This window comes from Bradyrhizobium sp. TM233 (genome assembly GCF_036247965.1).
Lineage (GTDB): Bacteria > Pseudomonadota > Alphaproteobacteria > Rhizobiales > Xanthobacteraceae > Bradyrhizobium > Bradyrhizobium ottawaense.
In genome coordinates this window covers 31,740-50,850 of sequence record NZ_BTIG01000013.1, presented here as the reverse complement: position 1 = coordinate 50,850, position 19,111 = coordinate 31,740, and the positions used below count along the sequence as shown (strand labels likewise).

The following is a 19,111-nucleotide window of genomic DNA, read 5'->3' as shown; positions in this document are numbered from 1 at the left end:
GGTGGGTTACGCTGCGCTAACCCACCCTACGCGCCGTCAACCCGGCGCCGGGCCGTAATTGGTGAAATCGATCTTGAACATGCCGGGATCGAGCTTCTTGCTCGAGTCCAGATTGTAGACCGCGATCGTGGTGTCGTAGCCCTGCGGATCGGTGACGGTCCACTGTTTCAACTGGCCGTCCTTGGCGCCGAACATCAGCAGCAGGCGGCTGGTGCCGACCAGCGCCTGCTTCTCCTCGATGGTGACGCTGACGAAGACGTCGTCGGCCGAGACGTTGACGACATTGGTGTCCTTCATCAGGTCGATGCGATCCGACAGCAGGAAACGCAGCGGCGTCTGCGACAGCGGATAGACGTCCTGGGTCGCGAGCTTGCGGTCGCGCACCACCAGCGAGGATCCGTCGGCGACGATGTCGATCGGGCTCGGCGCGTCGTATTCGAAGCGCACCTTGCCAGGTTTCTGGATGTAGAAATCGCCCTGCGTCTTGCTGCCGTCGGGGCCGACCTGGACGAAATTCCCGACCAGCGTCGACAGCGACGACAGATAGGCACTGACCTTGGCCGCCTGCGCCTTCTGGTTGGCATCGAAGGTCTGGAAGATGCTGCTCGGCACGTTGCGGCGGGGATCCGGGATCACCGGATTCGGCGGTGTCTGCGTTGCGCCGGTGACAGCGGGCCCGCCACCTCCGGTTTGAGCACCATCGCGGCCCTTCGGCGCGGGTTTCGGCACGGGCACGGTCTGCGCGAACGACGACGCCGTCACCATCGCGGCGGTGACGAGCAGCACGCCGGCCACGCGCGCGCTTCGCGCAGCGACGGTGGCAGCAAATCGAATGTCCGGATGTCTGATCAACGCGTCGTCCTAACGTGGCTGGGCGTCTTTTAGCGTGATTTCGGGCAAAAGCAGATAACGATTTCGCGTGAAATGATGTCTGGAGGCGGCTGCCTCACATATGGCTGTCTTCTTCCTCGACCAGAATCTCGCGCTTGCCGGCGTGGTTGGCGGGTCCGACGATGCCTTCCAGTTCCATGCGCTCCATCAAGGATGCGGCGCGGTTATAGCCGATCTGCAGGCGGCGCTGGATGTAGCTGGTCGAGGCCTTGCGGTCGCGTTTGACGATCGCAACCGCCTGCTGGAAGAGGTCGCCGCCGCCGTCGCCGCCCATGCCGGTGGCGTCGAACACCGCGCCGTCCTCGTCCTCGGTGGGCTCTTCGGCCGTGACGGCCTCGAGATATTCCGGCTGGCCCTGCGTCTTGAGGTGACGCACCACCTTCTCGACTTCCTCGTCGGAGGCGAAAGGTCCGTGCACACGGCTGATGCGGCCGCCACCGGCCATGTAGAGCATGTCGCCCTGGCCGAGCAGCTGCTCGGCGCCCATCTCGCCCAAAATGGTGCGGCTGTCGATCTTGGAGGTGACCTGGAAAGCGATGCGGGTCGGGAAGTTCGCCTTGATGGTGCCGGTGATGACGTCGACCGACGGACGCTGCGTCGCGAGGATCACGTGCAGGCCGGCGGCGCGCGCCATCTGCGCGAGGCGCTGCACCGCGCCTTCGATGTCCTTGCCGGCGACCATCATCAGGTCGGCCATTTCGTCGACGATGATGACGATGTAGGGCAGTGGGTCGAGCGAGAGCTTCTCTTCCTCGTAGATCGCCTTGCCGGTCTCCTTGTCGAAGCCGGTGTGAACGGTGCGCGTCGGCTCTTCGCCCTTGGCTTTCAATTCGAGCAGGCGCGTGTTGTAGCCGTCGATGTTGCGCACACCGAGCTTGGCCATGTTCTTGTAGCGCTCTTCCATCTCGCGCACGGCCCATTTCAGCGCGACCACCGCCTTCTTCGGGTCGGTCACGACCGGCGTGAGCAGATGGGGAATGCCGTCATAAACGGAGAGCTCGAGCATCTTCGGATCGACCATGATCAGGCGGCACTGGTCCGGGCGCAGCCGGTAGACCAGGCTGAGGATCATGGTGTTGATGGCGACCGATTTGCCGGAGCCGGTGGTGCCGGCGATCAGCATGTGCGGCGTGCGCGCGAGGTCGATGATGACGGGGTCGCCGCCGATGGTCTTGCCGAGGCAGAGCGGCAGCTTCGCCACCGTCTCGGTGGCTTCCTTCGCGATCAGCAGCTCGCGCAAATAGACCTTTTCGCGATGTGCGTTCGGCAGCTCGATGCCGATGGCGTTGCGGCCGGGCACGACGGCGACGCGCGCCGACAGCGCACTCATCGACCGGGCGATGTCGTCGGCAAGTCCGATCACGCGCGACGATTTGATGCCTGGCGCCGGCTCCAGCTCGTACAGCGTAACCACGGGGCCCGGATTGGCTTTGACGATTTCGCCGCGCACGCCGAAGTCCTGCAGCACGCCTTCGAGCGAGCGCGAATTGGCTTCGAGCTCGGCTTTGCTGAGCGGCTGGCGATCGCCGGCCTTGGGCGCGGCAAGCACGGAGACGGACGGAAGCTCGAACTTGTCGGAGGATTTCTTGGCAGCAGCCTTCGGGGCAGCCTTCTTGCGCGGGGCGCGAGCGGCGGGCTCCTCCTCTTCCTCCTCGTCTTCTTCCTCTTCCTCGTGCTGGTCCTCGTCGTCCTCGTCTTCGGCCTGCGGCGAGATCGAGGGCGCGGCGCGGCCGCCGCCGCCGAGATTCGGCTCCTGGCGGCTGAACGCGACGGCCTTGGTCTTCGGGCCGCTCGAGACCAGCGAGCGGTAAGCGGCGCCACACAGCCAGATCAGCCGCGCCTTCGTGCTCATCAGCGCATGGAACAACCAGCCCAGCGACACCGAGCCCCGATCGTTCTCCTCGTCCTCGTCGAGCGGCTTGTCGTCATCCTCGATCTGCGCCAGCTCGTCGTCGTGCTCGCGGGCGCCAAGACCGCATGCGATCAGGAAGGTCGCGGCCATCGCGGCGAACAGGATCGTGCCCAGCACGATGCGATAGATCGTGCCGGCCGGCCCGAAAATCACTGCGGGCGCGCGGACCAGCGCATCGCCGACCACGCCGCCGAGGCCCGTCGGCAGCGGCCATGCGCCGCCATGCGGCCAGCAGCTGACGAAGCCCGCCGCGATCACGGTGCAGAGAATCCAGCAGCCGAGCCGCAGCGCTTCGCGGTCGAACGCGCGATGGGTCATCATCCGCCAGCCCCAGACTGCGACGGTCAGGACCAGCATGATGGCGCCGAGCCCGAGGATCTGCATCGCAAGGTCGGCGCCGATCGCGCCGGCGTAGCCGAGAATGTTGCGGATCGGCCTTGAGGTGGCGTGGCTCAGGCTGGGGTCCTGCACCGACCAGGTCGTCAGCGCTGCCGAGGCAACGCCCGACAACGCGATCAGGCCGAAGCCGGTGAGCTCGCGCACGCGCCGTGCCAGCCCCTCGCGAATCGAGAGCGGCAGATGGCCGACCAGTGGAATGACACGTTCGATTGCCGACATGCTCATGGGCCCCGCCTAACCCAGAGTCTCGACCAGCCGGTGCAATGCCTGCGCCGTGGTCTCGCCATCCTGCACCAGCGCCAGGCGAATGTAGCCTGCACCGGGATTGAAGCCGTCGGGCTGTTGCCGTGCCAAGAAGCTGCCGGGCACCACGCGCACGCCTGCTTCCTTGAACAATTTCAGACACACCGACACGTCGTCGCCGATCTCGGACGTGTTGAGCCAGACGCAGAAGCCGGCGTCGGGCCGACGATAGCCGTAGCGGTTACCGATGATCTGGTCGGCGAGATCGAACTTGATCCGGTAGAGCCTGCGGTTCTCCTCGACATGCGCTTCGTCGCCGTAGGCAAAGGTCGCGACATGCTGGAGCGGCACTGGCACCTGCGGCGCGGCGATGTTGCGCAGCTCCAGGAACATGCCGATGAATTTCTTGTCGCCGGCGGCGAAGCCGACGCGCAGGCCCGGAAGGTTCGAGCGCTTCGACAGTGACTGGAACGCGGCCACGCGGGTGAAATCGGGGCCAGCGCATTCGAGCGCACTGCCTGGCGCTTCGCGGGTATAGATCTCCGAATAGCACTCGTCGCTGAGGATCATGAAGCCGTGGCGATCGGCGAGGCTCTTCAAGCGCGTGAAGTAGTCGCGCGAGGCGACCGAGCCCTGCGGATTGGCGGGCGAGGCCAGATAGAACGCCACCGTGCGCGCCAGCGTCGCCTCGTCGATGGCATCGAGGTCAGGCAGGAAGCCGTTTTCGACGGTGGTCGGCAGATAGACCGGCTCGCAGGCTGCGGCACCGGCGCCAGCACCGTAGACCGGATAAAACGGATTCGGCATCAGGATGGCGGGTTTGCCGGGGCGCGGGCCGACATAGCGCGCTGCTGCGATCGCGGCGAGGAACAGCCCTTCGCGGCTGCCATTGAGGACGAGAATCTCGCTTTTGGGGTCGAGCGGCCGCGGCAGCTTGAAGCGCGATGATAGCCAGGTGCTCGCGGCTTGGCGGAACGGCTCGGTGCCCTGGTTCATCGGGTAACGGCCGAAATCGGCGATGTGCTTGGCCAGCACCGGGCCGACGAAATCAGGCACGGGATGCTGAGGCTCACCGACGGCGAGCGAAATCAAGGGCTTGCCGGGTTGATGCGGCGCCAGCAGCTCATTCAGCCGGACGAAGGGCGAGCGTTCGGGAGCGGAGCTTCCACTGGCCTGCGGCGCACGGGATGAAGCGGTCATGACCATTCTGGGCGCCAGCACTCTTGGAACAGCCGGTCGCGCGAAGGCACCGGCGGGAAGCGGTTCAGTTCACCATAGATAGGGCGAGGTTAAGACGCGATTAACCATCGGCCGCCGCCTCCGTCCAGAGCAGGAATAATGAAGCCGGATAACAACGGGATGGTTCTCACCTCTCCCGCTTGCTGGAGAGGTCAGCGCGCTCGAAGAACGTTGCGGGTGAGGGCTCTCTCCTTTTGGGGAACCCCGCGGTGGAGACACCCTGTCCCCGACCCTCCCCGCATGCCGGGGAAGGAGCGCACCGTCATCGGGGCTTCAGCGCCCCGGCAGCCTCTCGAACGTCGCCATGCCCGCGGGGATCGCATGAAAGTCCTGCATGTCGCAGGTGTAGATCGCCATCTGCGGCTGGAATTGCTTTGGCTCGTCCAGTGTGCCGACCTTCACGACCACCGCCGGCAGGCCCGGAACCATGGTCACCAGATGGGTGCCGCACTCGGCGCAAAATTCGCGCGTGACGGCGCGTTCGAGATCCTTGCGGGTGAACTGCTTGGGCTGCCCCAGGATGTAGCTGAAGCCGGCCACCGGCATCGCGATGAAGGTGTTGGGCGCGCCGCCCGAGATGTACTGGCACTCGCGGCAATGGCACTGGGCCTGCATCATCGGGTCGCCTTCGGCCACGTAACGCACTTCGCAGCAATAGCATCCGCCTTCCAAACGCATGACGACCTCCCCGATTATTGTTTCTTGTGGTCGATATTTCTGCGCCGCCAGTGCGGAATGGCAATCTTTTTCTTCACTGCGAAATCGAAAAGAACGCTGCCAAAAAGAAAGGGGCTCCAACTTGCGCTGGAGCCCCTCAACGGTCAGGGCATTGCCGGGTATGTGCCCGAACCGTAGTTCTGAGCGCGATCTCCGGGGAGACCGCGCCCGGGAGGAGACTTACATGTTGTAGGCGCGCTCGGTGTGCTCGGTGATGTCGAGGCCTTCACGCTCGCTCTCGACGTTGGTCCGCAGGCCAACGATCACGTCGACGACCTTGTAGAGGATCGCCGAACCGATGCCCGACCACACCAGCGTGGTGCAGACGCCCCAGAGCTGGGCGATCATCTGCGCCGCGAAGTCGTAGTCGCCGACCTTCGGCGGGATCGCGGTGTAGTCCATGACGCCAGCGCCACCCAGAGCCGGGTTGACGAGGATGCCGGTGCCGAGAGCGCCGACGATGCCGCCGATGCAGTGCACGCCGAACACGTCGAGGCTGTCATCGTAGCCGAGCGCGTTCTTCACGACGGTACAGAAGAACAGGCAGACCACGCCGACGATGAGACCGAGGACGATCGCGCCCATGACGCCGGAGTAGCCGGCCGCAGGGGTGACCGCCACGAGGCCAGCGACCGCGCCGGAGATGACGCCCAGCACCGACGGATGACCCTTGATGATCCACTCCGCGAACATCCACGACAGCGCGGCGGCTGCGGTGGCGACGAAGGAGTTGGTCATGGCGAGCGCAGCGCCGCCGTTGGCTTCCAGGTTGGAGCCGGCGTTGAAGCCGAACCAGCCGACCCAGAGCAGCGAGGCGCCGATCATCGACATGGTCAGCGAGTGCGGAGCCATCAGCTCCTTGCCGTAGCCGACGCGCTTGCCGATCAGGAGAGCGCCGACGAGACCTGCGATGCCGGCGTTGATGTGCACCACGGTGCCGCCTGCGAAGTCGATCGCGTCCTTCTTGAAGATCCAGCCTGCGTCGGCCTTGATCTCGGCGAGCTTGGCCTCGGCCGCGGTCTTGGCCGCCGCGTCAGTGGCGGCTGCGAGCGCCTTGGCCGCATCCTGGATCAGGTCCGGACCCTGCCAGTACCAGACCATGTGCGCGATCGGGAAGTAGATCAGCGTGACCCAGAGCGGGATGAACAGAGCGATCGCCGAGAACTTCATGCGCTCGGCGAAGGCACCGACGATGAGGGCGGGCGTGATCGCCGCGAAGGTCATCTGGAAGCACACATAGATGAGCTCCGAGATGTTGGCGTCGACCGAGAAGGTCGCGGCCTTCGTATCGGTGGTGACGCCCATCATGAAGGCCTTGGAGAAGCCGCCGATGAAGTCGGAACCGCCGGTGAAGGTGAGGCTGTAGCCGTACACGGCCCAGATCACGGTGACGACGCAGACGGTGTAGAACACCTGCATCAGGACGGAGAGCATGTTCTTGGAGCGGACGAGACCGCCGTAGAACAGCGCGAGGCCGGGGATCGTCATCAACAGCACCAGCACTGTCGATGTCAGCATCCAGGCGTTGTCTCCCTTGTTGACCGTTGGCTCGGCGTAGGCTGCGGTCGCAGCGAACAGGCCGACTGCGAGAGCCGCCAATCCCGCGCCATAGGGACGCTTGAACGTCATATTATTCACTCCTGATTGGATAAAGGTTGAGCGCGAAATCAAAGGGCCGCGGCATCGGCCTCGCCGGTGCGGATGCGCACCGCGTGGTCGAGGTTGATGACGAAGATCTTGCCGTCGCCGATCTGTCCGGTTTTCGCGGCGGACGTGATGGCGTCGATGGTCTTGTCGACCTGGTCGGAGGCGACAGCGACCTCGATCTTGATCTTGGGCAGGAAGCTCACGGCATATTCGGCGCCGCGATAGATTTCCGTATGGCCCTTCTGGCGGCCATATCCCTTGACTTCCGTCACCGTGAGACCGTGAACGCCGATGGCGGTCAGGGCGTCACGGACTTCTTCCAGCTTGAATGGCTTGATAATCGCCATAACAATTTTCATGGGTCCTATCCCCGCTTGGGCCCGGTCCGGACGTGGCCGGGCGTTCTCGACTGGTTCGCCACGAGGGAGAAAGTTCACTACGCGGGCACAGCCAGGACCCTTAGAATCAAATGCCGTGCCAGATCGGGCGCGTTGCCTAACGGACTATGAAAACGGGGGTTTTCGCGGCGGACGGGTATTGCGGTGCAGTGCGCTATTCCGTCGCGCCCAAAACGTGGTCAGGACTGCTCAAAATGCGAGCATGACAGGCTACCGACACAATATTGCTCATGCGTCGGGCAGCTCAGAGGTAATTAAGTAGCGCCGCCGCTTATTGCAGGGCTTCGCCGTGCTGCGAAATATCGAGCCCCTCGAGCTCGTGCTCATGGGATACGCGCAAGGGCACGAACAGGCCGACCAGCTTGAGCAGGATGAAGCTCACGCCGGCCGACCAGACGAAGGTGACGGCGACGCCATAGAACTGGATCAGGAGCTGCTGCGGGTGACCCTCCAGCAGGCCGGCGGTGCCGCCGATGGCGCTGGTTGCGAACACGCCGGCGAGCAGGGTCCCGGTCAGCCCGCCGATGCCGTGGACGCCGAACACGTCGAGGGAGTCGTCATAGTTGAAGCGGTGCTTCAGCCAGGTGCAGGCCCAATAGCAAACCGCACCGGCAATGATGCCGATGACGATACCGTGCCAGGGCGCCACGAATCCGGAGGCCGGCGTGATGGTGCCGAGCCCGGCCACCGCGCCGGAGATCATGCCGAGCACGGAGGGCTTGCGCCGTGTCGACCATTCGATCGCGCCCCAGGTCAGCGCACCGGCGCAGGCGGCAAGATGGGTGGCGATGATCGCCATCACCGCGCGTGAATTGGCCGCGCCCGCCGAGCCGCCGTTGAAGCCGAACCAGCCGACCCACAACAGGCCGGTGCCCATCACCGCGAGCGAAAGATCGAACGGCGAGAGATTTTCGGAGCCGTAGCCGTGACGGCGCCCCATCACCTTGGCGGCGACGAGGCCAGCGGTGCCGGCCGACAGATGCACCACGAGGCCGCCGGCGAAATCCAAGACGCCCATGCTGTTGAGGAAGCCGCCGCCCCACACCCAATGCGCCAGCGGAATGTAGACGAAGATGAACCAGGCGACGGAGAACAGGAGATAGGCGGAGAACCGCATCCGGTCGGCGACCGAGCCCGCGACCAGCGCCACCGTGATGATGGCAAACGTCATCTGGTACAGCATGAACAGCGATTCCGGGATGGTCTTCGCGGCCGGATTGACACTGTCCATGGTCATGCCGACGAGAAACCAGCGGTCGAGCGTGCCGATCCACGGGCCGTCGCCGACGAAGCACAGCGAATAGCCGAACGCGACCCAGAGAATGGAGATGATCGTCACCGCGGCGAGGCTTTGCGCCATGGTGGCGAGCACGTTCTTCTTGCGCACCATGCCGGAATAGAACAGCGCGAGCCCCGGGATCGTCATCATCAGCACCAGCGCGGTGGCGACGATCATCCAGGCGGTGTCGGCGGTGTTGATCTCGGAGGCCGCGGCGCGCGCCGGCGAAGCCATGACCGACACAAGTCCGATCGGCGCAGCCATGGCAGCTGCGCGGCGCAAATATCCCGCCATGTCGTTCCCCCCAGCATAGAAATACGTCGCACGCTGTGGCGTCTTTGCCCGGCGCGATCGAAGAAGATGTATCAGGGCGTTTTCGAGCGAAGCGGATACCGGTTCGCGCCGGGAAAACGCGTCAAAATAATCTAGAGCGCGTCGCTGTCGGTTTCGCCGGTGCGGATGCGCAGCGCGTGGTCGATCGGCGTGACGAAGATCTTGCCGTCGCCGATCTGCCCGGTGCGCGCGGTCGCAGTGATCACGCTGACCGCCTTGTCGGCGACGTCGGAGGCGACCGCGATCTCGATGCGCAGCTTCGGCAGGAAGTTCACGACATATTCGGCGCCGCGATAGATCTCGGTGTGGCCCTTCTGCCGGCCATAACCCTTCACCTCGGTCACGGTCATGCCGTGGACGCCGATCGCCGTCAGGGCCTGGCGGACCTCATCGAGCTTGAAGGGTTTGATGATCGCGACGACGAGTTTCATGGTCAGGCCTATTCCCCGGGATGCGCCGCGCCGTATGTCCCCGGCGCAGCGTCAATCTGGCATCTTTCCGGGCAAATGGCATAAAAAAGTTGCAGACTGAAGCGGAAAAACGTCTGGCCATGTGAACGGCCGCCTCTGTACAGGGCAGCCGTTCATCCTTCACAATGCATTTTTGGCATGGATGCGGTGAACCCAAGCGTCCCGGCCGGTACAAACGTATGTTTGAGGGGGACGCTTCATGGCGAGTTGGTTCTACGCATCCGAGGGCAAGCAGCAGGGGCCCTTTCCGGAAGGGCAATTCCGCGATCTCGTCGCCCAGGGCGTCGTGCGCCCGGATACGCTGGTTTGGTCCGAGGGCATGGCCGGCTGGCAGAAGGCTGTCGAAATCCCCGGCCTGATCGGCGGCGGCGGTGCGCCCCCGATGATCCCGGCCGGCGGCCCGCCGATGATGGGCTCGGGTGGCTATGCCGGCGGCGGAGGCGGAGGGTCGCTGTCGGTCGATTTCAGCATTCTCGAGTTCACCTGGCGCACGCTCGTGCTCGTGATCGGCTCCTGCTTCGTCATCCCGGTGCCGTGGCTGTTCGTCTGGTACACGAAATGGATCGTGCCCTGCATCAAGGTTCCCGGACGGCCCAATCTCAGCTTCACCGGCAACGCGATGACGCTGGTGCCCTGGTTCTTCGGCTTCATCGTTCTGGCGATCGCGCTCGGCTTCGTCGGCAGCCAGCTGCTCTCCAATCTGCTGTTCATCGTCCAGATCGTGCTCTACTGGCTGCTGATCAAATGGATGATCGCAAACCTTGCTTCCAACGGGCAGCCGCTCGGTCTCAGCTTTACCGGTTCGGTCTGGGCCTATGTCGGCTGGAACCTGCTGTTTGCGATCTCCATCATCACCATCATCGGTTGGGCCTGGGTTGCCGCGGCCCAGATGCGCTGGTTCTGCCGCAGCATCGAAGGCACGCGGCGCGAGATCGTGTTCAAGGGCAGCGGTCTCGACATCCTCTGGCGCGGCATCGTCGCCGCCATCCTGTGCAGCCTGATCATCCCGATTCCGTGGGTGTATCGCTGGATCATGAACTGGTTCGCGTCGCAGACCGAGCTCGCTCCGCGGGGCGCGCAGTCGCGCATGTAACGGCTGCTGGCTTTCGGTAGCGAGCAGCCAAGATGTCCAATCGAATCTGGTTTCACGCATCTGAAGGCCAGCAGAAGGGTCCGTTTCCGGAGGCGCAGTTTCGCGATCTGATCGTGCGGGGAATCGTGCGATCGGATACGCTGGTCTGGGCCGAGGGGATGACCGGCTGGCAGAAGGCCGGCGCGGTCCCCGGTCTCGTGCCCGGCGCATCACCGGCGGTGGCTTCGAGCGGCGACGCGCGAGGCCGGCTGTCGGTCGACCTGCCGCTGTGGTCGTTCCTGGGATGGTGCATCCTGCTGGTGGTCGGCAACGCCGTCGTGGTGCCGGCTCCCTGGATCGCCACCGGCTACTACCGCTGGCTCTTTCCGCGCGTCCACGTTCCGCAGCGGCCGAACATCAGCTTCACCGGCCAGGTCGGCGATATCTGGTACGTCTTCGTCGCGCTGGCGCTGGCGGGCTATGCAGGTCTCGTCCACGACCTCTTTCAGCTTGCGGCGATTCCGCTCCAGGCCTTCTTGTCCTGGATGGTCATGCGCTGGGTGGTTGCCAATCTCAGCTCGAACGGTCAGCCGATTCCGATGACGTTCGACGGCAGCCCCTGGGCCTTCATCGGCTGGCAGCTCCTGATGTTTCTCGCCATGTTCACGATCATCGGCTGGGCCTGGGTCATGGCCGCATGGATGCGCTGGATTTGCCGAAACATCGCGGGAACGCGGCGCGAGATGATATTCGTCGGCACGGGCCTTCAGCTGCTGTGGCGAACCCTCGCATTCGGTTTCGGCTGCCTTCTAATCATTCCGATTCCGTGGCTGCTGCGCTGGTACTTCACGTGGACCATGGCGCAATTCGAGCTCGTCGAGCGCGCGAGGGCAATGGCCTAGGATTTGCGCTCGCGCACCGAGCCTTCCTGCGCGACGGAGGCGACCAGCGTGCCGTCGGGCTTGAAGATCGAGCCGCGGGTCAGGCCGCGGCCGCCGCGCGCGCTCGGCGAATCCTGTGCGTAGAGCAGCCATTCGTCGGCGCGGAACGGGCGATGAAACCACATCGCATGGTCGAGGCTGGCGGGCATCATGCGCTTGTCGAACAGCGTGCGGCCATAGCGCGCCATGATCGCATCCAGCAGCGAGAAGTCCGAGGCGTAGGCGAGCGCGCACATGTGCAGCGCTGGATCATCGGGCAGCTTCGCGGCGGTCTTGATCCAGACGTGAATGCGGCCGTCGTCAATCTTCTGGCCGAAATAGCGGCCGAGCTCGACCGGGCGCAGCTCGATCGGACGATCGGATTCATAGTAGCGGCGGATGAACTCCGGCATCTCCTTGAACATCGGCTGCTTCGCCACCTCCTCCGCCGTGAGCTTCTCCGGCGGCGGCACGTCGGGCATCTTGTCCTGATGGTCGAACGCACTCTCCTCTTCGGCGTGGAACGACACCATGATCGAGAAGATCGCGTTGCCGTGCTGGATCGCGGTGACGCGGCGGGTCGAATAGCTCTTGCCGTCGCGCAGGCGTTCGACCTGGTAGATGATCGGGATCTGCGGGTCGCCCGGCAGGATGAAATAGCAGTGCAGCGAATGCGGCAGCCGGCCCTCGACCGTGCGGCAGGCCGCAACCATCGCCTGCCCGATCACCTGGCCGCCGAACACCCGTTGCCAGCTGGTCTTCGGGCTGTTGCCGCGGAACAGATTCACCTCGAGTTGCTCGAGGTCGAGGATCGATATGAGGTCGATCAGGCTTTTGGACATGGAGTGAGCTTTCTCGCCGTCATTCCCAAGCGGATGCTCCGGAATGACACAATGGGGCAGTTCCGCCCTTGTTTCACCGCACTGTTTCGCCCACCTCAAGTCTGCTAGCAAGACCAGGATTTGACCGGGAATTTGGGTATGTCGGTACAGGGTAGCATTGTCATTGGGGGCGGCGCGTTTGCAGGGCTTGCGTTGGCCCTGGCGCTGCGACAGGGGCTCGGGCCCGAGATTCCCGTCATCGTCGCCGACCCCGCGCTCGCCACCCGGCCGAGCCGCGACCCCCGCGCCACCGCGATCGTGGCCGCCTGCCGCCGCCTGTTCGAGGCGATCGGCGCCTGGGACGACGTCAGGGGCGAAGCGCAGCCGATCCTCGACATGGTCGTCACCGATTCCAAGCTGGAGGATGCCACCCGTCCAGTCTTCCTCAATTTTGCCGGCGATGTCGCGCCGGGCGAGCCCTTCGCGCATATGGTCGAGAACCGCCGCCTGATCGATGCGCTGGTGGTGCGTGCCGAGGCCGAGGGCATCGATCTGCGCGCCACCACGGTCGCATCCTACGATGCGCGCGCCGAGGGCATCGACGTGACGCTCGGGGACGGCAGCGTCATCGCGGCCAGCCTGCTGGTTGCCGCCGATGGTGCGAAGTCAAAGCTGCGCGAGCGCGCCGGCATCGCCACCCATGGCTGGGAGTATGACCAGTCCGGCATCGTCGTCACGGTCGGCCATGAGCGCGATCACGAGGGCCGCGCCGAAGAACATTTTCTGCCGGCGGGCCCGTTCGCGATCCTGCCGCTCTCGGGAAAGCGCTCGTCGCTGGTGTGGACCGAGCGCCGGGCCGAGGCCGCGCGCATCATTGCTCTCAGCGACGAAGAGTTTCACGCCGAGCTCGAGCAGCGCTTCGGTCTGCATCTCGGCGAGGTGAAGGCGCTCGACAAGCCGCGCGCGTTTCCGCTGTCCTATTTCGTCGCGCGCTCGTTCATCGCCACCCGCCTCGCGCTGGTCGGCGATGCCGCACACGTCATCCACCCCATTGCGGGCCAGGGCCTCAACATGGGGCTGAAGGATGTCGCCGCGCTGGCCGAAGTCGTCGTCGATGCCGCGCGGCTCGGCATGGATCTCGGCGCGGCCGACGTGCTCGAGCGCTACCAGCGCTGGCGCCGCTTCGACACCATGGCGATGGGCGTTGCCACCAACTCGCTGAACTTCCTGTTCTCCAACCAGTCGACGCTGCTGCGCACCGTCCGCGACATCGGCCTCGGCCTCGTCGACCGCGCTCCGCCGCTGAAGAACCTCTTCATCCGCCAAGCCGCCGGGCTCACGGGCGAGGTGCCGCGGCTGCTGAAGGGCGAGGCGTTGTAAGGGCGCTGGCGCTAATCTCCGCTGTCGTCCCGGACAAGCGAAGCGCAGATCCGGGACCCATAACCACAGGGAGTGGTTTGGCGAAGACTCGGAGTTGTCACTTCGCTCCGCAACCGCTTTCTGTGGTTATGGGGTCCCCGCGTTCGCGAGGACGACCCCGAGTGTGTTGCGCGGTCATCGCGCAACAACGGCCTACCCGCCCCGTTCTCAATCGATCTTGCGCGCTTCTTCCGGCAGCATGATCGGGATGCCGTCACGGATGGGATAAGCCAGCTTGGCGCTGCGCGAGATCAGCTCCTGCTTTGCAGAATCGAACTCGAGCGGGCCCTTGGTCAGCGGGCAGACCAGAATCTCCAGCAATTTGGGATCGACGCTGGCTTCGGGACGTTCGGTGGGCGCGTTCATTGGAGTCTCCGGCAATCGGTTGCCTCTAGCACAGAAATCCGCGCCCGCCCATCGCGGCTGCCAAAGCGTTTTCCAGCGAAGTGGGTACCGGTTCGCATAAACAAAACGCGTCAAAATTAGAAATCTAAGCGGAGACCATCGTCAAGAGCTCGTCGAGCAGGGCCTGCAGCCGTGCTGCCGGCCCGGGCGCGCCCGACAGGGCGAAGCCGAGGAATGTCCAATACAGGATCTGCGCCCGGGCCTGCGCGGTTGCCGGGGTGAGCCCACGTTTTTCCAGCAGCCCCTCGATATAGTCGAGCCGGCGCCGGTCGATCGCGCGCACTGCGCCCTGCGCTGCCGCATCGAAGGCCGCCCAATTGCGCACTGCGCGCTCGAGCTCGAGCCGCGCACCGAACGATCTCCGCAGCAGCGCCTTGAGCGGATCGTCGCTGGCGGCTTCGACATCGGCGATGATCTGCTCGGCCGCGATCTCGCGCCAGCGTTTCAGCACGGCGGCCTGGAACGCGCCGAGATCGGCGAAATGCCAATAGAAGCTGCCGCGCGACACGCCCATGGATTTTGCCAGCGGATCGGCCTTGAGGGCGGTGAAGCCGCTTTTGGCGAGGGCCTTGAGACCTTCCTTGATCCAATCGTCGGCGGAGAGCTGCTCGGTCATGTCGGGTTCCCGGAGACGAGCCATACACTAGTGTATTGACAGGCCGCGGGCCAGCGCCTATGTCACCATACACAGATGTATGGACGAGCCTTCGGGAGCCCCGACGATGCGTGATCTGTTGCTCCAGTGCGCCGGCGTGCTGACGATCGTCGTGGCCCTCATCCACGGCTACCTCGGTGAGGCCAAGGTGTTCGCCCGCGCGACAATCGAGCCCGCACGGCTTCGCACCCTGATCCGCCTGGTCTGGCAGGCCTCGACCGTCGCCTGGATCGGCGGCGGCGTGCTCCTGATCGCGGCGCCCTGGATGGGCTCGGAGACGGCGCGCCATTGGATCGTCATCACCATGGTCTGCGTCTTCGGCTTCTCCGCGCTCGCCAACGCGTGGGCGACGCGCGGCCGGCATTTCGGTTGGATGGCACTCAGTGCTGTCGTCGCGATGGCGATGGCCGGCTACTAGCAATACGCACCGTCTGTGAGGCGTAAGGCCGCAGCGAGGTATTGCGCACGGAGAGCACTCAGCTTTTGGCCGCCGTTAGAACTTATCTAAACGGCCCATGCCCGAACCGGATTGACTTCAACCCCTCCTTTGCTTCCTTCGGTGCCGCTCGCGGCTCGCGTAGCGCGCACGACAGAGGAGGAGACGTTCGTGAAGGTCATTCGTGTTGTTGCCACTGCATTGACGATTGGGTTGGGCATGGGGTCGGCTGCCATGGCCGACGGTTTCAAGGATTGCACCAAGCTCGACAAGGCGTCGTGGAAGCCGGCCAGCGAGGCCGAAGCCAAGGCCAAGGCACTCGGCTACGAGGTGCGGCGCTCCAAGATCGAAGGCTCCTGCTATGAGGTCTACGGCGTCAAGGAAGGCAAGCTTTACGAGCTGTTCTACAGCCCCGAAGATCTCAGCCTGAAGCACACGATCGCCAAGTAAACTGCGAACGCAACCTGCGAAGTAAACTGCGCGAATTGATCCGCGCAAAGCAAGGCTTGAGGATGGTCTTCGCTTGATCGAAGAAGCGATGCCAAAAGCGCGCGGGGTGTCCGACCGGACCCCCGCGGATCGAACCGCTTCGCGGACGGTCGCAGTCTGGGACCTCCCGCTGCGCCTCTGGCACTGGATTCTCGCGGCCTGCGTTCTGGCCGCGTGGTTCACGCCGACCGTTTATGACAGTCTTCACCGCATCGTCGGCTATGCGGTGCTGGGGCTTCTCGCTTTGCGCCTCGTCTGGGGCTTCCGGGGAAGTCGCTATTCGCGCTTCCGGATGGTCGGCGTCAGGCTTCGCGCGGCGCCGCGCTATCTCTGGAATCTGCGGCGCGGCATCACCGGCCGCTATATCGGGCTCAATCCCGCCGGCACGTTGATGCTGGTGGCGCTGCTGGCCTCGCTCGCCGTCTCGACGATCACGGGCGCAATGTCGGTCACCGTCACCTTCTTCGGCGTCTGGTGGGTCGAGGACACCCACCACTATTCATCGGACGCAGTCATCATCCTGGTCGTGCTCCACGTCGTGGGCGTGGTGCTGATGGGGCTCCTCCAGCGGGAGAACCTGATCCGCGCGATGATCACGGGACGCAAGCGCATCCGTGGCCATCACTAGGCAGGACCGGTTCAGTTCCAACGGATGCAGCCACAGGCTCGCTCAACCGCGTGGTTTCACGGAACAAGAACCATCTTAACCCGCATAAATACCGCCAACTTGCGTCATTTGCCGGGAAGCATTTACCTCGCGATAGGCATGCAACTGGGCATTGTGGAAAATTAACGCGGAGAAAGCCCGATCGGATCAATTCTCGATAGTATTGACGAGGGAGCGACATTGCATGTTCCGCGTTTTTACCTGCCTCACGGCGGAGCACGACTGGCGGCTCGTCATGCTCGCTGGCCTCGTGTGCTTCGTTCAAAGCATCGTCGCGGTCAGCATCTTTCATCGGGCGATCGCCTCGCGAGCCTGGGCGCGGCTGATCTGGATTGCGATTGCCGGCGCGGCCATCGGCTACGGAATCTGGGCAACGCATTTTGTCGCAATGCTCGCCTACGAGCCCGGCTTCCCGATCGGTTACGGCCGCGTGCTGACAGCGCTGTCGCTCGCTGCGGCGATGATCTTGACCTCAGGCGGGTTTGGCGTTGCCGTCAACAATTCCGGCCGTTGGCGCGCAGCTGCCGGTGGCGGCATCATCGGCGCCGGCATTGCGAGCATGCACTATATCGGCATGTGGGCCCTCGAGGTGCCGGGTCGTGTCACCTGGTCGCCGGGGCTGGTGTTCATCTCGATCGTCCTCGGCATGGTCCTGAGCTACGTCGCGCTCGCGGTTGCCTTGGGCCACAAGAGCAAGTCGGGGACCTTGGCCGCGGCGCTGCTGCTGACGCTCGCCATCGTGTCGCATCATTTCACGGCCATGGGGGCCGTGCAGATCGTCCCAGACCCGACGCTGGCAAACGACACGTTGTCGCTTTCGCCGACCTTCCTTGCCGTGGCCATTGCGGGCGTGGCCCTGTCGGTGCTCGGGATGAGCTTCGTCGGCGTGCTGGCGGATCGTCGCCTTGCGACCAGAACCAGCAGATTCGAGGAAATCATCAGAGAACTTTCGCGCGCCAGGCAGCAGGTGGAAGATTCGCAACAGGAGATCCAGGACCAGAAGCTCAGGCTGGATACGGCCATCAACAACATGGTCGAGGCTCTCTGCATGTTCGATGCGGAGAGGCGACTTGTGGTCTGCAACGAGCGCTATGCCCGGCTCTATCGGTTGCCGCCGGAACTGCTGAGAACGGGGACCCTGCACGCCGACATCATCAGGCACCGCGTCGTGACCGGAATTCTCAAGAGCGACACCAGCGAGGGTGCAGCCGAACAGTTCCTGTCGAAATTGGCCGCGTTGCCGTTCGATACAGTCTCGAGCAGAATCGACGAGTTCGCGGATGGCCGGTTGATCTGCGTGACGCGACAGCCCATGGCCGGCGGCGGGTGGGTGGCCACGCATCTTGATGTCACCGAGCAACGCCGGTCCGAGGCCAGGATCGCTCATATGGCGCAACACGATGCGTTGACAGATCTGCCAAATCGCGTGCTGCTCAGAGAGCGGATGGAGCACGCCATTGCGGTTACGCGCAACGGCGGCGTCGATCTGGCCGTGCTCATGCTCGACCTCGATCGGTTCAAGGAAGTCAACGACACGCTTGGACATCCGGCAGGGGATTCCCTGCTGCGCGCCGTTTCTGCGCGTCTGCGCGAGTGCACCACGGAAACCGCGCTGATCGCTCGACTGGGCGGCGACGAGTTCGCCGTGATCGACTACGTGACCAACCCGGCCGTCGAGGCCGCCACCCTTGCCGAGAACATCAGAAAGGCGCTTTGCGAACCCTTTGATCTCGGCGATCACCGGGTCACGGTGGGCACCAGCATCGGCATTGCCATCGCGCCGCGCGATGGCAGTGATTCCGACGTGCTCATGAAGAGCGCGGATCTCGCCCTCTATTCGGCCAAGAGTGGTGGACGTGGTGCATTCCGTTTCTTCGAGCCGGAGCTCGACGAGCTCATGCATGCGCGACGCAACCTGGAGCGCGACATGCGGGATGCGCTTGCCGGCCGCGAATTCGAGCTGCACTACCAGCCGTTCGTCAATACCGCGACCGGCGAGATCCGCGGCTTCGAAGCCTTGCTGCGCTGGCATCACCCGCGGCGAGGTCTGGTCTTGCCCGGCGAGTTCATTCCGCTCGCGGAGGAGGCCGGCTTGATCGTGCCGCTGGGAGAATGGATCTTGAGGACGGCGTGTGCGGAAGCCGCCAAATGGCCTGCCCATCTCAGGATCGCGATCAACCTTTCTCCCGCTCAATTCAGGAGCAAGGAGCTTGTTCCGGTCATTGTCGATGCACTGGCGAGCTCGGAAATTGCGCCACACCGGCTCGAGCTCGAGGTCACCGAGACGGTGATCATGCATGACAGCGAAGCTGTATTCGCAGCACTTGGTCAACTGCGCGAGCTCGGCGTGCGAATCGCCCTGGACGACTTCGGCACCGGCTATTCATCGCTGAGCTTTCTGCAAAGATTTCCGTTCGACAAGATCAAGGTCGACCGCAGCTTCGTCAACGAACTGTCCAGCGCGAGGGCAGACGCGCACCATCTCGCCCGAGCCGTCGTTCGCTTCGCAGTCAGCCTCGGCAAGACGACGACCGCCGAAGGCGTCGAAACGAAGGAGCAGCTGGACGTGCTCCGTGAAGAGGGCTGCGTCGAAACGCAAGGCTACTATTTCGGTCGGCCGATGCCTGCATCCAGCATTGCGAAGATGCTGAGGCGAGGTGCCAAGCGAGGTGACAAGGCAGCCGTCCGGGCCGCGTGAG

Annotated in this window: 18 protein-coding genes; 7 read left to right on the top strand and 11 right to left on the bottom strand. The window is 64.2% G+C overall.

The annotated features are described in order from the left end of the window. Positions 1-36: 36 nt before the first annotated feature. From AABA86_RS24160 to AABA86_RS24125, 8 genes are all read right to left on the bottom strand, one after another. A complete protein-coding gene (locus AABA86_RS24160; protein ID WP_212244103.1) occupies positions 37-795 on the bottom strand; it encodes an outer membrane lipoprotein carrier protein LolA in 759 nt (252 codons plus the stop codon). A 151-nt stretch (positions 796-946) separates the two neighbouring features. Beyond that, positions 947-3,427 carry a DNA translocase FtsK gene (locus AABA86_RS24155; protein WP_338308694.1) on the bottom strand — a complete coding sequence of 827 codons (2,481 nt, stop codon included), beginning with the start codon at positions 3,425-3,427 and terminating at the stop codon, positions 947-949. A gap of 9 nt (positions 3,428-3,436) precedes the next feature. After that, positions 3,437-4,651, bottom strand: a complete 1,215-nt coding sequence (locus tag AABA86_RS24150; protein WP_338308693.1) for an aminotransferase class I/II-fold pyridoxal phosphate-dependent enzyme — start codon at positions 4,649-4,651, stop codon at positions 3,437-3,439. 306 nt (positions 4,652-4,957) lie between these two features. Further along, positions 4,958-5,362 (bottom strand): GFA family protein, encoded by a 405-nt coding sequence (locus AABA86_RS24145; RefSeq protein WP_338308692.1) that lies wholly within the window; start codon positions 5,360-5,362, stop codon positions 4,958-4,960. 219 nt (positions 5,363-5,581) lie between these two features. Then, entirely contained in the window at positions 5,582-7,030 is a 1,449-nt protein-coding gene (locus AABA86_RS24140; RefSeq protein WP_338308691.1) for an ammonium transporter, read from the bottom strand. 38 nt (positions 7,031-7,068) lie between these two features. Further along, a complete protein-coding gene (locus AABA86_RS24135; protein WP_008142813.1) occupies positions 7,069-7,407 on the bottom strand; it encodes a P-II family nitrogen regulator in 339 nt (112 codons plus the stop codon). Between the two features lie 310 nt (positions 7,408-7,717). After that, on the bottom strand, positions 7,718-9,019 hold the full coding sequence (locus tag AABA86_RS24130; RefSeq protein WP_338308690.1) for an ammonium transporter: 1,302 nt from the start codon (positions 9,017-9,019) through the stop codon (positions 7,718-7,720). A 131-nt stretch (positions 9,020-9,150) separates the two neighbouring features. Further along, positions 9,151-9,489, bottom strand: a complete 339-nt coding sequence (locus AABA86_RS24125; protein ID WP_028176997.1) for a P-II family nitrogen regulator — start codon at positions 9,487-9,489, stop codon at positions 9,151-9,153. 238 nt (positions 9,490-9,727) lie between these two features. Between AABA86_RS24125 and AABA86_RS24120 the strand changes: the two genes are divergently transcribed. Both AABA86_RS24120 and AABA86_RS24115 read left to right on the top strand, forming a co-directional pair. Beyond that, positions 9,728-10,621 (top strand): DUF4339 domain-containing protein, encoded by an 894-nt coding sequence (locus AABA86_RS24120; protein WP_338308689.1) that lies wholly within the window; start codon positions 9,728-9,730, stop codon positions 10,619-10,621. A 32-nt stretch (positions 10,622-10,653) separates the two neighbouring features. Next, on the top strand, positions 10,654-11,502 hold the full coding sequence (locus AABA86_RS24115; RefSeq protein ID WP_338308688.1) for a DUF4339 domain-containing protein: 849 nt from the start codon (positions 10,654-10,656) through the stop codon (positions 11,500-11,502). On the opposite strand, the gene tesB is transcribed toward AABA86_RS24115, so the two are convergent. Next, the gene (tesB, locus tag AABA86_RS24110; RefSeq protein ID WP_338308687.1) at positions 11,499-12,362 is read right to left on the bottom strand and encodes an acyl-CoA thioesterase II; all 864 of its coding nucleotides are present in this window, start codon (positions 12,360-12,362) and stop codon (positions 11,499-11,501) included. The genes AABA86_RS24115 and tesB overlap by 4 nt on opposite strands. Before the next feature lie 138 nt (positions 12,363-12,500). Between tesB and AABA86_RS24105 the strand changes: the two genes are divergently transcribed. Beyond that, positions 12,501-13,721, top strand: a complete 1,221-nt coding sequence (locus AABA86_RS24105; protein WP_338308686.1) for a ubiquinone biosynthesis hydroxylase — start codon at positions 12,501-12,503, stop codon at positions 13,719-13,721. Positions 13,722-13,928: 207 nt separating this feature from the next. Here the strand turns inward: AABA86_RS24105 and AABA86_RS24100 are convergent, their stop codons facing one another. Both AABA86_RS24100 and AABA86_RS24095 read right to left on the bottom strand, forming a co-directional pair. Next, entirely contained in the window at positions 13,929-14,126 is a 198-nt protein-coding gene (locus AABA86_RS24100; protein WP_007598651.1) for a Trm112 family protein, read from the bottom strand. Positions 14,127-14,250: 124 nt separating this feature from the next. After that, on the bottom strand, positions 14,251-14,781 hold the full coding sequence (locus AABA86_RS24095) for a TetR/AcrR family transcriptional regulator (protein ID WP_338308685.1): 531 nt from the start codon (positions 14,779-14,781) through the stop codon (positions 14,251-14,253). A gap of 106 nt (positions 14,782-14,887) precedes the next feature. Between AABA86_RS24095 and AABA86_RS24090 the strand changes: the two genes are divergently transcribed. The 4 genes from AABA86_RS24090 to AABA86_RS24075 all read left to right on the top strand — a co-directional run bounded on the left by AABA86_RS24090 (position 14,888) and on the right by AABA86_RS24075 (position 19,110). After that, on the top strand, positions 14,888-15,238 hold the full coding sequence (locus AABA86_RS24090; protein WP_338308684.1) for a hypothetical protein: 351 nt from the start codon (positions 14,888-14,890) through the stop codon (positions 15,236-15,238). 189 nt (positions 15,239-15,427) lie between these two features. Continuing rightward, positions 15,428-15,706, top strand: a complete 279-nt coding sequence (locus AABA86_RS24085) for a PepSY domain-containing protein (protein WP_338308683.1) — start codon at positions 15,428-15,430, stop codon at positions 15,704-15,706. Between the two features lie 88 nt (positions 15,707-15,794). Then, positions 15,795-16,373 carry a cytochrome b/b6 domain-containing protein gene (locus tag AABA86_RS24080; protein ID WP_338308682.1) on the top strand — a complete coding sequence of 193 codons (579 nt, stop codon included), beginning with the start codon at positions 15,795-15,797 and terminating at the stop codon, positions 16,371-16,373. A 223-nt stretch (positions 16,374-16,596) separates the two neighbouring features. After that, the gene (locus AABA86_RS24075; RefSeq protein WP_338308681.1) at positions 16,597-19,110 is read left to right on the top strand and encodes an EAL domain-containing protein; all 2,514 of its coding nucleotides are present in this window, start codon (positions 16,597-16,599) and stop codon (positions 19,108-19,110) included. Position 19,111 lies beyond the last annotated feature (1 nt).

Coding starts and splice junctions, on each gene's coding strand:
- AABA86_RS24140 (WP_338308691.1), bottom strand. CDS start 7,030: ATGACGTTCAAGCGTCCCTATGGCGCGGGATTGGCGGCTCTCGCAGTC.
- AABA86_RS24115 (WP_338308688.1), top strand. CDS start 10,654: ATGTCCAATCGAATCTGGTTTCACGCATCTGAAGGCCAGCAGAAGGGT.
- AABA86_RS24135 (WP_008142813.1), bottom strand. CDS start 7,407: ATGAAAATTGTTATGGCGATTATCAAGCCATTCAAGCTGGAAGAAGTC.
- AABA86_RS24125 (WP_028176997.1), bottom strand. CDS start 9,489: ATGAAACTCGTCGTCGCGATCATCAAACCCTTCAAGCTCGATGAGGTC.
- AABA86_RS24150 (WP_338308693.1), bottom strand. CDS start 4,651: ATGGTCATGACCGCTTCATCCCGTGCGCCGCAGGCCAGTGGAAGCTCC.
- AABA86_RS24100 (WP_007598651.1), bottom strand. CDS start 14,126: ATGAACGCGCCCACCGAACGTCCCGAAGCCAGCGTCGATCCCAAATTG.
- AABA86_RS24145 (WP_338308692.1), bottom strand. CDS start 5,362: ATGCGTTTGGAAGGCGGATGCTATTGCTGCGAAGTGCGTTACGTGGCC.
- AABA86_RS24120 (WP_338308689.1), top strand. CDS start 9,728: ATGGCGAGTTGGTTCTACGCATCCGAGGGCAAGCAGCAGGGGCCCTTT.
- AABA86_RS24095 (WP_338308685.1), bottom strand. CDS start 14,781: ATGACCGAGCAGCTCTCCGCCGACGATTGGATCAAGGAAGGTCTCAAG.
- AABA86_RS24090 (WP_338308684.1), top strand. CDS start 14,888: ATGCGTGATCTGTTGCTCCAGTGCGCCGGCGTGCTGACGATCGTCGTG.
- AABA86_RS24130 (WP_338308690.1), bottom strand. CDS start 9,019: ATGGCGGGATATTTGCGCCGCGCAGCTGCCATGGCTGCGCCGATCGGA.
- AABA86_RS24155 (WP_338308694.1), bottom strand. CDS start 3,427: ATGAGCATGTCGGCAATCGAACGTGTCATTCCACTGGTCGGCCATCTG.
- AABA86_RS24075 (WP_338308681.1), top strand. CDS start 16,597: ATGTTCCGCGTTTTTACCTGCCTCACGGCGGAGCACGACTGGCGGCTC.
- tesB (WP_338308687.1), bottom strand. CDS start 12,362: ATGTCCAAAAGCCTGATCGACCTCATATCGATCCTCGACCTCGAGCAA.
- AABA86_RS24080 (WP_338308682.1), top strand. CDS start 15,795: ATGCCAAAAGCGCGCGGGGTGTCCGACCGGACCCCCGCGGATCGAACC.
- AABA86_RS24105 (WP_338308686.1), top strand. CDS start 12,501: ATGTCGGTACAGGGTAGCATTGTCATTGGGGGCGGCGCGTTTGCAGGG.